Consider the following 14,558-nt stretch of genomic DNA (forward strand, 5'->3'; position numbering starts at 1 on the left):
GGTGCTTGGGCCCCGGTGACGGCCGTCACGCACCTGTCGGTGCTGGGCTCGCTACACTGACCCGGTCCTGCCAACCACTCCCCCAGGAGGTTTCCATGTCCCGTGTGATGCTCGTGTGTGCGGCCGTCGTCGGCCTTGCGACGGCGCTGCCTGCCGCCGCGCAGTTCCAGAAGCCCGAAGACGCGGTCAAGTACCGCAAGGCCGCCTTCACGGTGATGGCCACGCACTTCGGCCGCATCGGCGCCATGGCCAACGGCCGCGTGCCCTTCAACGGCCCCGCCGCCGCGGCCAATGCCGATATCGTGGCCTTCGTGGCCAACCTGCCGTTTGCCGGCTTCGTCGAGGGGACCGCGGGCACCGAGAAGGGCGCACCCCTGGCCAAGGTCTGGACGGAGCGTGCCAAGTTCGACGCCGCCGCGAAGAAGATGGTGGAAGAGTCGGCCAAGCTGGCAGCCGCTGCCAAGGCCAACAACCTGGATCAGCTCAAGGCCGCATTCGGCGCCACCGCCGCCTCCTGCAAGGCCTGCCACGACGACTTCCGCGTGCAGTAAGCCGCCGCACCCGTGTCCCCCGAGGCCCGCCACCGGCGGGCCTCGTCGTTTGTGGCTGATCAGACGCCGCGCGCCCGGTCGGCGTGGAACTGCGCGCGCCAGGCCTCGAAGCGGCCCTGCTCCAGCGCCTCGCGCAGCTCGCGCATCAGGTTCACGTAGTGGTGCAGGTTGTGGATCGTGGACAGCATCGGCCCGAGCATCTCACCGCAGCGGTCCAGGTGGTGCAGGTAGGCGCGGCTGAAGCCGCCGTGCACGCTGCCGTCGGTGTCCGTCCAGCCCTGGCAGGCGTGGCAGCTGCAGCTTTCGTCGATGGGCCGCGGGTCGGTCTTGTGGCGCGCATTGCGGATCTTCAGGTCGCCGAAGCGCGTGAACAGGTGGCCGTTGCGCGCGTTGCGCGTGGGCATGACGCAGTCGAACATGTCGATGCCGTTGGCCACGCCTTCCACCAGGTCTTCGGGCGTGCCCACGCCCATCAGGTAGCGCGGCTTGTGAGCCGGCAGCAGGCGCGGCGTGTGCGCCATGATCTTCAGCATCTCGGCCTTGGGCTCGCCCACGCTCACGCCGCCGACGGCGTAGCCGGGCAGATCCAGCTCCGCCATCGCAGCCGCGCTTTCGGCGCGCAGGTTCTCGAACATGCCGCCCTGCACGATGCCGAAGAGCGCATTGGGGTTGGCCAGGCGGGCGAACTCGGCCTGTGATCGCTTCGCCCAGCGCAGGCTCAGCTCCATCGAGCGCCGCGCCTCGGCCTCGGTGGTGATGCGACCCGCGGTCTCGTAGGGTGTGCACTCGTCGAACTGCATCACGATGTCGGCGTTCAGCACCGTCTGGATCTGCATGCTGACCTCGGGCGTGAGGAAGAGCCGGTCGCCGTTGACGGGCGACGCGAACTTCACGCCTTCTTCGCTGATCTTGCGGCTCTTGCCGTCGGCGCCGGCCAGGCTCCAGACCTGGAAGCCGCCGCTGTCGGTGAGCATGGGCTTGTTCCAGCCCTCGAAGCGGTGCAGGCCGCCGAAGGACTGGATGACGTCCAGCCCCGGCCGCATCCACAGGTGGAAGGTGTTGCCGAGGATGATGCGGGCGCCCATCTCGTGCAGGCTCTTCGGCATCACGCCCTTGACGGTGCCGTAGGTGCCCACGGGCATGAACACGGGCGTCTCGACGATGCCGTGGTTCAGCGTCAGCGTGGCGCGGCGCGCGAGGCCCTCGGTGCGGTGGATGTGGAACTGGAGCATGGCGGGATTGTCGGCTGCGCCCGCAGGGCTTCGACAGGCTCAGCCCGAACGGATTCCCTGACCGTTCGCCCTGAGCTTGTCGAAGGGCTGGTCGGTGAGCGGACGGGGCTTCGACAGGCTCAGCCCGAACGGATGCAGGCTCAGCCCGAACGGGGGCCTTCATGCCCACCACCCGTTCGCCCTGAGCTTGTCGAAGGGCTGGTCGGTGAGCGGACGGGGCTTCGACAGGCTCAGCCCGAACGGATGCAGGCTCAGCTCAAGCGGGCCAGCTGCATTGAGTCGCCGTAGCTGAAGAAGCGGTAGCGGCTCTCGATGGCGTGGCGGTAGAGGGCCATCACATGGGCGTGGCCTGCGAAAGCGCTCACCAGCATCATCAGCGTGCTCTTGGGCAGGTGGAAGTTCGTGATGAGCCGGTCGACGACGCGGAACTGGAAGCCCGGCGTGATGAAGATGTCGGTGTCGCCGGTGCAGGCCTGCAGCGCCCCAAGGCGCGCGGCGCTTTCCAGTGAACGCAGCGTGGTCGTGCCCACGGCCACCACGCGGCCGCCGCGGGCCTTTGTGGCCGCGATGGCGTCGACCGTGGTCTGCGGCACCTCGAACCACTCGCTGTGCATGCGGTGCTTGCTGATCCGCTCCACGCGCACCGGCTGGAAAGTGCCGGCGCCCACGTGCAGCGTCACGGCCGCGCGCTGCACGCCGCGCCCGGCCAGCGCGTCGAGCACGGCCTGGTCGAAGTGCAGCGCCGCCGTGGGCGCGGCCACGGCGCCGGGGCGGGCGGCGAACACCGTCTGGTAGCGGCGCTCGTCGTCGGCGCTGTCGGGGTGTTCGATGTAGGGCGGCAGCGGCACGTGGCCGTGGCGCTCCAGCAGCGCCAGCGGCTCCGACGGGAAGCGCAGCACGAAGAGCGCTTCGTCCGGCCCGGCGCGGCCCAGCACCTCGGCGTCGAAGCCCTCGGCGCCACCCAGGCGCACCAGGCCGCCAGCGCGCGGCGACTTGCTGGCCCGCAGGTGCGCGTGCACCACGTGGCCGGGCAGGAGGCGCTCCACCAGCACCTCCACAGCGCCGCCCGTGGGTTTTTCGCCGAAGAGCCGCGCCTTGATCACCCGCGTGTCGTTGAACACCAGCAGGTCGCCGGGCTGCAGCAGCGCGGGCAGCTCGCGGAACACGCGGTCCACCGGAGCGGGGCCGGTGCCGTCGAGCAGGCGCGAGGCGCTGCGCTCGGCGGCGGGGTGCTGGGCGATGAGCTCGGGCGGGAGCTCAAAGTCGAAGTCGGCGAGCGCGTACTCGCGGTGCGGCGCGGAGGGGGTGGCGGGAGCAGACATGACCCGGGGCTTGACCGGCCCTGGAAGCGCTGCGCGGCAGCGGGGCCAAAATTCTTCCATGCCCACCCCTGCCGCGCCAAGCCAGGCCCCGAAGGCCCCCGGGCCGACGGCGGCATCCGCGCCAGCGGGCAAACCCCTGTCGGCGCCGCAGCGCGCGCTGCGCAAGCTGGGCCTGGTGCGCGACATCGACCTCGCGCTGCACCTGCCACTGCGCTACGAGGACGAGACGCGCCTGGTCACCATCGCCAGCCTGCGCGACGGCGTGAGCGGCCAGGTGCAGGGCCAGGTGGTGGACAGCCGGGTGGAGCAGCGCACGCGCCGCCAGCTGCTGGTGCGCGTGGACGACGGCAGTGGCGAGCTGCTGCTGCGCCTGCTGCACTTCTACCCGAGCACGCAGAAGACCCTGGCCCCGGGAACGCTGGTGCGTGTGAAGGGCGAGCTGCGCGCGGGATTCTTCGGCCGCGAGATGGTGCACCCGGAGTTCCGCGCCGTGCAGCCCGAGACGCCCCTGCCCGCGGGCCTGACGCCCGTCTACCCCAGCAGCGCGCAGTTGCCGCAGGCCTACCTGCGCAAGTGCGTGGCGGCAGCGCTGGCGCGCGCGCCGCTGCACGAGCTTCTGCCCGAGGGCACGGTGCCGGCGGGGCTGCCGGCGCTGCGCGAGGCGGTGCAGTTCCTGCACAACCCGCCGCCCGGCACCAGCCTGGAGGCGCTGGAGCAGCGCCAACATCCGGCCTGGCAGCGCCTGAAGCTCGACGAGCTGCTGGCCCAGCAGCTGGCCCAGGCCCAAGCCCGCGCCGAGCGCGCGCGGCTGCGCGCGCCAGTGCTGGCGGCGCGGCCGGGCGGTCTGGCCGAGCGGCTGCTGGCCGCGCTGCCGTTTGCGCTGACCGGCGCCCAGCAGCGCGTCGTGGCCGAGATCGCCGCCGACCTGGCGCGCCCGCAGCCCATGCACCGGCTGCTGCAGGGCGACGTCGGCTCGGGCAAGACGGTGGTGGCCGCGCTGGCCGCTGCCGCCGCCATCGACGCCGGCTGGCAGTGCGCGCTGATGGCGCCCACCGAGATCCTGGCCGAGCAGCACTTCCGCAAGCTGGTGCAGTGGCTTCAGCCGCTGGGCGTGGGCATCGCCTGGCTCACCGGCAGCCGCAAGGGGCGCGGGCGGCGCGAGCAGCTCGCGGCGGTGGCCGAAGGCCGCGCCGGCCTGGTGGTGGGCACGCACGCCGTCATCCAGCACGACGTGGCCTTCGCGAAGCTCGGCCTGGCGGTGGTGGACGAGCAGCACCGCTTCGGCGTGGCGCAGCGGCTGGCGCTGCGTGACAAGCTGGCGGCCAGCGAGGTCACCCTCGAGCCGCATCTGCTCATGATGAGCGCCACGCCCATCCCGCGCACGCTGGCCATGAGCCACTACGCCGACCTCGACCTTTCCACCATCGACGAGCTGCCCCCCGGCCGCACGCCCATCGTCACCAAGGTCTTCGAGGACGGCCGCCGCGCCCAGGTGCTGGCGCGCGTGCGCGATGCCGTGGCCGCCGGGCAGCAGGTGTACTGGGTGTGCCCGCTGGTGGAGGAGAGCGAGCACCTCGATCTGCAGAACGCCACCGCCACGCATGCCGAGCTCGCCGCGCTCATGACAGCGGCCGTGCCGGGCGCCCCTGGTGGTGCGATGGTGGGCCTGCTGCACGGCCGCATGCCGCCGGCCGAGAAGGCGGCCGTGATGTCCCTCTTCAGCGCAGGCACGATGAAGCTGCTGGTGGCCACCACCGTGATCGAGGTCGGCGTGGACGTGCCCAACGCCAGCCTCATGGTGATCGAGCACGCCGAGCGCTTCGGCCTGGCGCAGCTGCACCAGCTGCGCGGGAGAGTGGGCCGAGGGGCCGCGGCGAGTGTGTGCGTGCTGCTCTACACCGCGCCGCTGTCGCCCACCGGCAAGACGCGCCTGAAGGCCATGGCCGAGACGACCGACGGCTTCGAGATCGCGCGCCGTGATCTCGAGATCCGTGGCCCCGGCGAGTTCATGGGCGCGCGGCAGAGCGGCGACGCGCTGCTGCGCTTTGCCGACCTGGCCACCGACGAGCCGCTGCTGCAACAGGCCCGCGCCGCCGCCGTGCGGCTGCTGGCCGAGCACCCGGCGCGCGCGCAGCAGCAGGTGGACCGCTGGCTGGGTGCCAAGACCGAGTTCCTCAAGGCCTGAGGCCACGTCGCGCGCGACAATCGCCGCATGACGCTCACCGAGCTCAAGTACATCGTCGCCGTGGCGCGCGAGCGTCACTTCGGTCGCGCTGCCGAGGCCTGCCACGTCAGCCAGCCCACGCTGAGCGTGGCGGTCAAGAAGCTCGAGGAGGAGCTCGACGTCAAGCTGTTCGAGCGCGGCGCCAGCGAGGCGAGCACGACGCCGTTGGGCGCACAGATCGTGCGCCAGGCGCAGCAGGTCATCGAGCAGGCCGCCGCCATCCGCGAGATCGCCAAGACCGGCAAGGACCCCGTCACCGGCCCGCTGCGCCTGGGCGTGATCTACACCGTGGGCCCCTACCTGCTGCCCGACCTGGTGCGCCAGGCCATCGAGCGCGTGCCGCAGATGCCGCTGGTGCTGCAGGAGAACTTCACCGTGCGGCTGCTGGAGATGCTGCGAACCGGCGAGCTGGACTGCGCCATCCTGGCCGAACCCTTTCCCGATGCGGGCCTGGCCGTGGCGCCGCTGTACGACGAGCCCTTCCTGGCCGCCGTGCCGCGCAGCCACCGCATGGCACAGCGCGACAGCGTCACCGCCGAAGAGCTCAAGAACGAGACCATGCTGCTGCTGGGCACCGGCCACTGCTTCCGCGACCACGTGCTCGAGGTCTGCCCCGAATACGCGCGCTTCTCCAGCGGTGCAGAGGGCATCCGCAAGAGTTTCGAGGGCTCGAGCCTGGAGACCATCAAGTACATGGTGGCCTCGGGCATGGGCATCACGGTCGTGCCGCGCCTGAGCGTGCCGGCCGAGCGACAGCCGCACGTGGCCTATGTGCCCTTCAGCGAGCCCGTGCCCACGCGCCGCATCGTGCTGGCGTGGCGCCGCACCTTCCCGCGCTACGAGGCCATCGCGGCGCTGCGCAACTGCGTCTACGCCTGCTCGCTCCAGGGTGTGCGGCGCATGTCATGAGCCAGTGTCCACGCCGCCGCCGCGGCCACTTGCTGGCCTGGGATGCCCCACAACGCGCTCACTCCGGGCGAGGCCAGGGCTCTCTCAGGGTGGACGGCCGCAGCGCTGATGCGACAGCGGGCACCAGCGACTCGAAGGCGTCCTCTTTGGGCACCAGCCGGACACCGAGCGCCGCTGCGCCGCTGCGCAGGGAGCTGTCGATGTAGCCCGTGACGATGATCAGCGGCAGTGAGGGCAGCTGCAACCGCGCAGCGCGGCAGAGATCAAGGCCGGACATTTCGGGCATCGTCTGGTCGCTCACCAGTGCGCCCAGTCCGGCACCGTGGCGATCGATCTCGCGCAAGGCGCCGTGAGCGCTGGTTGTGCGCAGCACGTGGTGGCCGGCACGTGTCAGCAGTGCGGCGTGGGCCAGACCCACCGTCTCGTCATCGTCCACGAGGAGCAAGGTGGCGGCGGGCGCCCCGGCGGCGGCCGGCTCCTCGGCCCGGGCGGGTTCCGCTGCCCCGGCCGGAGCCTCGCACAGAGGCAGGGTCAGCGTGAAGACACTGCCAACGCCCGGCTCGGAGCGCACATCGACTCGGCCGCCCATGCGCACGGCCATGCCGTGAACCTGGGCCAGCCCCAGTCCGGCACCTTCGCCGACCGGCCGCGTGGTGAAGAACGGTTCGAAGATGCGCTCGCGCAACTCTGCGGGGATGCCGCAACCGGTGTCGGCCACCTGGATTTCGGCGTTGCCAAGGCCTGCCGCGCGCAGCGCCACTGTCACCGTGCCGGGCCGTCCCTGAAGCGCCAGCCAGCCGTTGTGCACCAGGTTCATCAGCGCCTGCTGAAGGTCGGTCGCATCGCCTCGCACCCACAGCGCCTCGGCGCCGGCCGCCACTTCCAGGGCCAGCCCCGCCCCGGCCGGGCGGCTGGTGGCCAGCAGTGCCAGTGTCTCTTCCAGCAGCGGTGCCAGGGCCAACGGCTCGGCTGTCGTGGCAGGCCCACGCCCGAACGCGAGGACGCGGCGCACGAGGTCGCGCCCGCGCAGCGCGGCGCGCTGGATGTGCCGAAGCGGCTCCTGCTCTTCGCCGTGTTCCGGCGGGCCCTCCAGCAGCAGCGCGGTGTGGCCGAGCACGGCGCCCAGCACGTTGTTGAAGTCATGCGCGATGCCGCCGGCCAACGCGCCGAGGGCCTCCAGCCGCTGGCGCTCGCGCTCGCGAGCGTCGGCCAGGCGTCGCGCCGTGACGGACTGGTGCGACACGACCACGCGCCCGGGCCCCGGGCCTTCAATCAGCGCCGCCGCAGCGACGAACCAGCGCAATTCGGTGGGCGAATGACAGGGGTACTCGATCTCGAAGTGTGCCCGCCGGCCCGCCAGCACTTCGCGCAACAGGGCACCGAAGGCAGGCGCCTCGGTGGACTGCATGCCGCTGGCCGAGTCACACACGGCCAGATAGTTGCTACCTTCTACCGTGGCAGTCTCGTTACCACCGTTGCAGGCGCTGAACTGGCGCCAAGCGCGGTTGACCCACAGCACGGTGGCGTCGGCGGCCAGCACGCACACATGCGACGGAAGAGCATCGAGCGCGCTGCGCAGCAGATCGGGCAGGGCATCTTCCCGGCTGGGTCGGGCTCGCCTCAGATCCCGCGGGTGGGACCCACGGCGACTCTTGTCTCTGACTCGCATCTTGCTGCTTCTGTTCACGCAGATGTTAACGGCGGGACGGGCAAGCCGCACCAAGCCAGCGCATGTCGGCGTACAACGCTTGGCGATCTGCGGCAGCAGCTCGAGAGTTGGGCTTGCTTCGCGCGGCGCGGGTTCGCCCACCGCACGAGACTCAGGGACCGGGAGTCCTGACCGCGGGCATTGCAGGCGGCCCGGCGCACCCACCGGATAATGAGCGACCTCCTGGAGCCTGCTGCCATGCCCGCCGCCGCCCCCGAGCGCATCACCCACGAGGTGAAGCGCCGCCGCACCTTTGCCATCATCAGCCACCCCGACGCGGGCAAGACCACGCTCACCGAGAAGCTGCTGCTGTTCAGCGGCGCGATCCAGATCGCCGGCTCGGTGAAGGCGCGCAAGGCCACACGGCACGCAACCTCGGACTGGATGGAGATCGAGAAGCAGCGCGGTATCTCGGTGGCGAGCTCGGTGATGCAGATGGAGTACCGCGGCTGCGTCATCAACCTGCTCGACACGCCGGGCCATCAGGACTTTTCCGAGGACACCTACCGCGTGCTCACCGCGGTGGACGCGGCGCTGATGGTGATCGACGCCGCCAACGGCGTGGAGCCGCAGACGCGGCGCCTCCTGCAGGTGTGCCGGGCGCGGAACACGCCCATCCTCACCTTCGTCAACAAGATGGACCGCGAGGTGAAGGAACCGCTGGCGCTGATGGACGAGATCGAGCGCGAGCTGGGCATGACAGTGGTGCCCTTCACCTGGCCCGTGGGCATGGCCAAGTTCTTCGGCGGCGTGCTCGACCTTCGCCGCGACCAGATGCGCGTGTTCGCGCCTGGCGAGGACCGCGTGGCGGGCACGGAAGAGGTGATCGACGGCCTTGGTAATCCGCAGCTGGCCGAGCGCTTCGGCGGCCCGTACGAGCAGGCGGCCGGCGAGATCGAGCTGGTGCGCGAGGCCGCGCCGGCCTTCGACGAGGCGGCTTTCCTGGCGGGCCAGCAGACGCCGATGTTCTTTGGCTCGGCCGTCAACAACTTCGGCGTGCAGGAGGTGCTCGACGCGCTGGTGGACCTGGCCCCGCAGCCCGGCGCCAAGCCCGCCATCCAGCGCAGCGTGCAGCCCACCGAGCCCAAGCTCACGGGCGTGGTGTTCAAGATCCAGGCCAACATGGACCCGGCGCACCGCGACCGCATCGCCTTCGTGCGCGTGGCCAGCGGCCACTTCGAGCGCGGCATGCGGCTGAAGGTGTCGCGCAGCGGCAAGGAGCTGCGGCCGAACTCGGTGGTCACCTTCATGAGCCAGAAGCGCGAACTGCTGGAGGAGGCCTTCGCCGGCGACATCATCGGCATCCCCAACCACGGCGTGCTGCAGCTTGGCGACACGCTCACCGAGGGCGAGGTGCTGCAGTTCACAGGGCTGCCGTTCTTCGCGCCCGAGATGTTCCGCTCGGTGGAGGTGGCCGATCCGCTGAAGACCAAACAGCTGCGCGCCGGCCTCACGCAGCTGGGCGAGGAGGGCGCGATCCAGGTCTTCCGCCCGGTGGCCGGCAGCGTGCTGCTGCTGGGCGCGGTGGGGCAGCTGCAGTTCGAGGTGGTGGCGCACCGGCTGGAGCACGAGTACGGCTGCAAGGCGCGCGTGATGCCGGCGCGCTACAACGTCGCGCGCTGGGTGACGTGTGACGAACCCAAGGAGCTTCAGCGCTTCATCGACGGCAACGCCCACCGCGTGGCGCTGGATGCCGTGGACGCACCCTGCGTGCTGCTGGAGTACGCAGGCGAGCTGCGTGCCATGCAGGAGAACTGGCCGAAGATCAGGTTCCACGCCCTGCGCGAGCACGCGGGTTTGGTGTTCCAGAAGCAGCTGGAGGGCTAGGAGCGTGGGCGGCAGAAATCCAGCCCCGCGTTGGGCCGACTTCGGGGCCCAGGCCAGGCGCCGCGCGCAGCCCGGGCTGTGCGCCCGGGCCAGCGTGGCAACGCCGCATGGGCCCCGAAATCGGCCCAACCCGAGGGGCCGGGGCGGCCAAAGCCGCTGGCGGGTGTTGCGCCGCTGGCGCGGGCGTCAAGCCCGCGCTGCGCGACGCGCCTACGCCAGTGGCTTTGGCCGCCCCGGCGCGGGGCTGGATTTCTGCCGCCCACACTCCTAGGAGCGTGGGAGTGTTGCCGCCGGCGGCAGCGTCCCCAGGTGTGGGCGTGGCCGAGTTTGCCGGCTGGGTGCCGGGCGGCCAAGAGATGCTGGTGGCTCGCGAGTCGCGCGCGGAGGGCCGCTACCGGCGTACCTTCGAGCTGGTCTCGCTGGCGACCTTGCAGCCTGAACGGCAGGCGACAGAGCCGACCGGGCTGGGTGTTTTCCAGCGTTGGGCCGACACCGGCTGGCTGAACGCCTCGCCGGCGACCCGGTGAAGCTGGGAGCTGCACGTGCGCAGCTTGCCGGCTTAATCAGAGGCGTGCGATCGTGCGCACTTGGCGCAGCAGGCTTGCAATCGCTTCGCAACCTTCCGTACCCAGGCCAGCAACCGCCAGCGTGCAGCATCATCTGCGGCGGCCTCGCCTTCGGTCGGCGCGGCCCGCCAGCCGCTGGAGACCCCCTTTGCCGCAGAGCCTGCAGAACAAGCGCATCCTGATCGCCGAGGACGAGCCCGAGATCGCGGCCATCCTGCAGGCCTTCTTTGCCCGCGAGCAGGCGCAGGTGCTGATCTCGCCCAATGGCGCTGATGCGATCCAGGCCGCCCAGCACTGGCGCCCTGACCTGGTCTTGCTCGACATCCACTTGCCGCAGCGCGACGGCCTGTCAGTGCTGGCCGAATGGCGCGGCCGCGGGGGGGCCCCCGTCATCATCGTCACCGCGATGGGCGAGGATGTCGACCGCTTGCTCGGCTTTCGCCTGGGGTGCGATGACTACGTGGTCAAGCCCTTCAACCCCTTGGAGGTGGTGGCACGGGCCAAGGCCGTTCTGCAGCGCGGGGCGACTGTGGCGCAGCCACCGAGCCGTCTGCACCTGGGCGGCCTGAGCATCGACCTGGAAGCGCACACGGCCACGCTGCACGGTGCGGCCCTGAATCTCACGCCCACTGAATTCAGGCTGCTGCGCCTGCTGGCCGAACGTGCCGGCAGGCTGGTCACACGCAGCCAGTTGGTGGAAATCGCGATGGGTGAAGACGCTTTCGACAAGTCGGTCAACCCGCACATCAGCCGGCTGCGGCAGAAGCTGGAAGACGGCGGCACGCCCGGGCAGCGCCCGCAGCTGCGGCTGGTGAGCGTGCAGCGCGAAGGCTACCGGCTGGACGTGATCGAAGCCGCCTGAGGTGCCCCGGATGTCTACACCGTCGACTTTGCCGCTGAAGGTTCAGATCGCGCTGCTGGCCGGTGCCATTGCCGTTGCCGGTGCCCTGGCCACCTCCACCCTGCCCAGCGCGGTGTACGCGCTGCGCGACATGCTGTTCGATGCCAGCCTGAGCGAGGCTGCGCGGACGCAGCTGCGTGCAGCCGAGACGCAGTTCGGCAGTTGCGGGCCGCAGTACATCATGCTGCGCAATCAGTTCGGCTTCGAAGCCTGGCGGCTGAATTACCACGTCGTGGAGGGGGTGTTGGCTTTCAGCGTGGCGCTGCTGATGGCCCTGCTGGCGTGGTGGTCCGCGGCCCGGGTGGCCCTGCCCATCGAGGCCTTGGCACGGGCGGCGCGCCGTGTCGCTGCGGGCGAACGGGTGGCGGCGCCAACGCCGCCGCCGGCCTCCGGCGCTGAGGTGTTGGCGCTGCACGCCGACTTTGTGCGCATGACGGCCGCGCTGAAGTCGGCCGACGACGACCTGCGCTTGCGCTCGGCCGCGCTGGCGCACGACATCCGCACGCCGCTGACCATCATGAAGGGCCGCTTGATCGGGCTGCGCGAAGAGGTGTTCGCGGCCGACGCGGGTTTTGTCGATGGCCTGCTCCAGCAGGTGGCCTTCATCGACCATCTGGTCAGCGAAGTCAACGCGCTCAGCGATGCACGCGCGGCCCAGGCCTCAGCGGCCGTGGCGGTGGACTGGTCGGCGCTCACTCGGCAGGCGCTGGCCGCCATGGCGCCCGAGTTCCAGGCGGCAGGCATCGCCGTGCAGACCGACGTGGAACCCGCTGTGGTGGTGCAGGCCGACACCTTGCGCCTGAACCGGGCGCTGATGAACGTGCTGCGCAACGCGCTGCGCTACGCCCCTGATGCGCCCATGCATCTGAGCCTGCGCCGGCAAGGCCCAGAGGCCGTGCTGCGTTGCGAAGACGGCGGCCCTGGTTGGCCGCCCGGCGACCCCATGGCCCTGGCCGAGCCCTTCGCCCGTGGTGAAGGCTCTCGCTCGGCCGAAACCGGCGGCAACGGCTTGGGTCTGTCCATCGTGCAGGCGGTGGCGCTGGCCTATGGAGGCCGCCTCTCGCTGAAGCGCGGTGATGGCGACGGCGCCGTGGTGGAACTGCGCCTGCCCCTGGCAGCGGCCGCGACGCAACAGGTCTGAACCAGGCGCAACCACACGCCAACGGTTCGGTCGCCGCCCCGCACGAAGTCTTGGTCACAGTGAGCTGCATGCCCACTGCCGGAATTGCCATGCGCCGAATGGCCTGTCTTGCCCTGGTTTGCCTTGCTGCTGCGGGCCCTGCGAATGTTCAAGCCGCAGTGCGCGCAGTGGTGCAGAGCTACGACGCCAGCTTCTTTGCCCCCTTCACACCGCAGACGGCGCTGGACATGGTGAACCGCCTGCCTGGCTTTGTGCTGGACAGCGGCACCGAGCTGCGCGGCTTTGCCAACGCGGCCGGCAATGTGCTGCTGGACGGCGAGCCGCCGTCTTCCAAGTCGGGCGGCGTGCTGGAAGCCCTGGCCCGGGTGCCGGCGGCCCAGGTCGTTCGTATCGAGCTGGTGCAAGGCGGTGATGGCGGCCAGGGGTCGGGGGCCACCGTGCTGGCCAACGTGGTGCGGCGCGAGGTCGGCCTCAGCGGGCGCTGGGAACTGGTGGCCGAGCAGAATGGACGCCGTCCTGAGCAGTATCTCGAACTGAGTCTGACCGCGCCGGTGCAAGGCTGGCAGGCCGCCTTCGGTGTGTCGGGCTATGCGTCACGCCAGCAGATCGGGGGCACACGAACGCGCCGCGCGGCCGACGAAAGCCTGTTGCTCTTCGAGCAGCAGGACATCAACAGCACCTACCGCGGCCTCACGCTGTCCAGCGAGGCTTCCCGGGCCTGGCGTGCCGGCCAGCTGACGCTGTCGGCCCGCGCCGATGTGGCCACCGAAGACACCACCACGCGCCGAGACGGGTTCGGCGCCATCGCACCCCCAGGCGCGCTGCTGCAGGTGCAGCGTTTCGGGCTGGACAGCCGCACCACCACCAGCGAGCTGGGCGCCACGTGGAACGGTCTGCTGAACCCGTCCTGGCAGCTGAACCTGCTGTCGCTGGGCAAAGGCCGGCGTGCCGAGAGTCGTTCGGCGGGCTTGCGCAGTGCGGCCGATGGGCAGCCGCTGTTCATCAACAGTTCAACGCAGACCGACGATGCACTGGAGCTGATTGGTCGCGCCAGCATCCGCCGCAGTGAAGAGACCACCTTGCGCCCGGAGTGGGGCGTGGAGCTGGTCTTCAATCGCCTGGACAGCACGCTCGAAGGCGCCATGACCACGCCGCCGGCCGCGCCGCAGACGGTGCCCGGCCAGGCCGTGCGCGTGGAAGAGGGCCGTGGCGAGGTCTTCGGCCGGCTGGCTTGGACGGTCTCGCCACAGTTCAGCGCCGAGGCCGGCGTCGCTCTGGAGGCTTCGCGCATACGGGTCTCGGGTGGTGCACAGCGCGAACGCGATTTGCGCTACGCCAAACCCAGCCTCAGCGCCACCTGGCGCCCGGCCGAAGGCCTGGAGCTTCGCGGCAGCGTGAGGCGCAGCGTCGGCCAGCTCAACTTCAACGACTTCGCCGCCTCGGCCGAACTCGCCAGCGACCGCACCCAGACCGGCAACCCCGAACTGGTGCCCGACCGTCGCACCCGGGCCACGCTGGCGCTGGACCTGCGCGGCCAGGAGGGCGCCGCGCTGAACCTGCAGGTCTTCGCCGAGCAGCGGAAAGACGTGGTGGATGCCGTGATCCTGGGCCCGGGGCAAGGGGGTACGGGCAACGCCGGTTCGGCGCGGGTGTGGGGCCTGTCGGCCAGCGGCGCGCTGCCCCTGGACGGGTTGGCTGCGGGCCTGAGGCTCAGCGCCAATGGGCTGTGGCAGGACGCACGCTTCACCGACCCGGCCACCGCCCAACGGCGCCTGCTCAACGACTTCGAGCCCCAGCGCTACAAGGTCGAGCTGCGGCAGGACCTGCGCGCCCAGAAACGGTCCTGGGGGCTGACGCTGGACGGCAGCCTTCAGCGCACCAGCTACTTCTCCAACCAGTCATCCAGGCTAGACTTCGAAAGCCGCTGGGGCGCCTTCGTGGAGACCAGCGAGTTCACCGGCCTGAAGGCCCGGCTGGCGGTCTTGAACATCGGCGGCTACGACGTCGTGCGTGAAAACCGCTTCTTCACGCCCGACCGCACGGGTGCGCCCGCGGGCCGGCAGGCCCTGATGTTTCTCCATGGGCAGACAGTGCAGTTCAGCTTGGCGGGGACTTTCTGAATGCCAACCGCGCACCCGGCATCTGCCGCAACCACCTTCCTTTCCACAACGTTTGGT

At 70.6% G+C, this 14,558-nt stretch carries 11 protein-coding genes; 8 read left to right on the plus strand and 3 right to left on the minus strand.

The window, feature by feature from the left end; translation table 11 throughout:
* The first annotated feature begins 95 nt into the window (after nt 1–95).
* Nucleotides 96–551 (plus strand): cytochrome c, encoded by a 456-nt coding sequence (locus KA711_06145; protein MCM0608566.1) that lies wholly within the window; start codon nt 96–98, stop codon nt 549–551.
* A gap of 59 nt (nt 552–610) precedes the next feature.
* Here the strand turns inward: KA711_06145 and tgt are convergent, their stop codons facing one another.
* Both tgt and queA read right to left on the minus strand, forming a co-directional pair.
* Nucleotides 611–1,783 carry a tRNA guanosine(34) transglycosylase Tgt gene (tgt, locus tag KA711_06150; protein MCM0608567.1) on the minus strand — a complete coding sequence of 391 codons (1,173 nt, stop codon included), beginning with the start codon at nt 1,781–1,783 and terminating at the stop codon, nt 611–613.
* Nucleotides 1,784–2,034: 251 nt separating this feature from the next.
* Complete coding sequence (gene queA, locus KA711_06155; protein MCM0608568.1) at nt 2,035–3,105, minus strand: tRNA preQ1(34) S-adenosylmethionine ribosyltransferase-isomerase QueA; 1,071 nt, start codon at nt 3,103–3,105, stop codon at nt 2,035–2,037.
* Between the two features lie 58 nt (nt 3,106–3,163).
* Here queA and recG point away from each other — a divergent pair, with 58 nt between their 5' ends.
* A complete protein-coding gene (gene recG / locus KA711_06160) occupies nt 3,164–5,290 on the plus strand; it encodes an ATP-dependent DNA helicase RecG (GenBank protein MCM0608569.1) in 2,127 nt (708 codons plus the stop codon).
* A 27-nt stretch (nt 5,291–5,317) separates the two neighbouring features.
* On the plus strand, nt 5,318–6,238 hold the full coding sequence (locus KA711_06165; GenBank protein MCM0608570.1) for a LysR family transcriptional regulator: 921 nt from the start codon (nt 5,318–5,320) through the stop codon (nt 6,236–6,238).
* Between the two features lie 58 nt (nt 6,239–6,296).
* Here KA711_06165 and KA711_06170 read toward each other — a convergent pair whose 3' ends face one another.
* The gene (locus tag KA711_06170; protein MCM0608571.1) at nt 6,297–7,778 is read right to left on the minus strand and encodes a response regulator; all 1,482 of its coding nucleotides are present in this window, start codon (nt 7,776–7,778) and stop codon (nt 6,297–6,299) included.
* A gap of 366 nt (nt 7,779–8,144) precedes the next feature.
* Here KA711_06170 and KA711_06175 point away from each other — a divergent pair, with 366 nt between their 5' ends.
* From KA711_06175 to KA711_06195, 5 genes are all read left to right on the plus strand, one after another.
* Nucleotides 8,145–9,773 (plus strand): peptide chain release factor 3, encoded by a 1,629-nt coding sequence (locus KA711_06175; GenBank protein MCM0608572.1) that lies wholly within the window; start codon nt 8,145–8,147, stop codon nt 9,771–9,773.
* Between the two features lie 317 nt (nt 9,774–10,090).
* Entirely contained in the window at nt 10,091–10,300 is a 210-nt protein-coding gene (locus KA711_06180; protein ID MCM0608573.1) for a hypothetical protein, read from the plus strand.
* A 187-nt stretch (nt 10,301–10,487) separates the two neighbouring features.
* Nucleotides 10,488–11,201 (plus strand): response regulator transcription factor, encoded by a 714-nt coding sequence (locus tag KA711_06185; GenBank protein ID MCM0608574.1) that lies wholly within the window; start codon nt 10,488–10,490, stop codon nt 11,199–11,201.
* 10 nt (nt 11,202–11,211) lie between these two features.
* Entirely contained in the window at nt 11,212–12,381 is a 1,170-nt protein-coding gene (locus KA711_06190) for a HAMP domain-containing histidine kinase (protein MCM0608575.1), read from the plus strand.
* A 158-nt stretch (nt 12,382–12,539) separates the two neighbouring features.
* A complete protein-coding gene (locus KA711_06195; GenBank protein MCM0608576.1) occupies nt 12,540–14,501 on the plus strand; it encodes a TonB-dependent receptor in 1,962 nt (653 codons plus the stop codon).
* Nucleotides 14,502–14,558: the final 57 nt, after the last annotated feature.

Source organism: Ideonella sp. WA131b (assembly GCA_023657425.1).
In the GTDB taxonomy this organism is placed as follows: Bacteria; Pseudomonadota; Gammaproteobacteria; order Burkholderiales; family Burkholderiaceae_C; genus Rubrivivax.

Coding starts and splice junctions, on each gene's coding strand:
- KA711_06145 (MCM0608566.1), top strand. CDS start 96: ATGTCCCGTGTGATGCTCGTGTGTGCGGCCGTCGTCGGCCTTGCGACG.
- tgt (MCM0608567.1), bottom strand. CDS start 1,783: ATGCTCCAGTTCCACATCCACCGCACCGAGGGCCTCGCGCGCCGCGCC.
- queA (MCM0608568.1), bottom strand. CDS start 3,105: ATGTCTGCTCCCGCCACCCCCTCCGCGCCGCACCGCGAGTACGCGCTC.
- recG (MCM0608569.1), top strand. CDS start 3,164: ATGCCCACCCCTGCCGCGCCAAGCCAGGCCCCGAAGGCCCCCGGGCCG.
- KA711_06165 (MCM0608570.1), top strand. CDS start 5,318: ATGACGCTCACCGAGCTCAAGTACATCGTCGCCGTGGCGCGCGAGCGT.
- KA711_06175 (MCM0608572.1), top strand. CDS start 8,145: ATGCCCGCCGCCGCCCCCGAGCGCATCACCCACGAGGTGAAGCGCCGC.
- KA711_06190 (MCM0608575.1), top strand. CDS start 11,212: ATGTCTACACCGTCGACTTTGCCGCTGAAGGTTCAGATCGCGCTGCTG.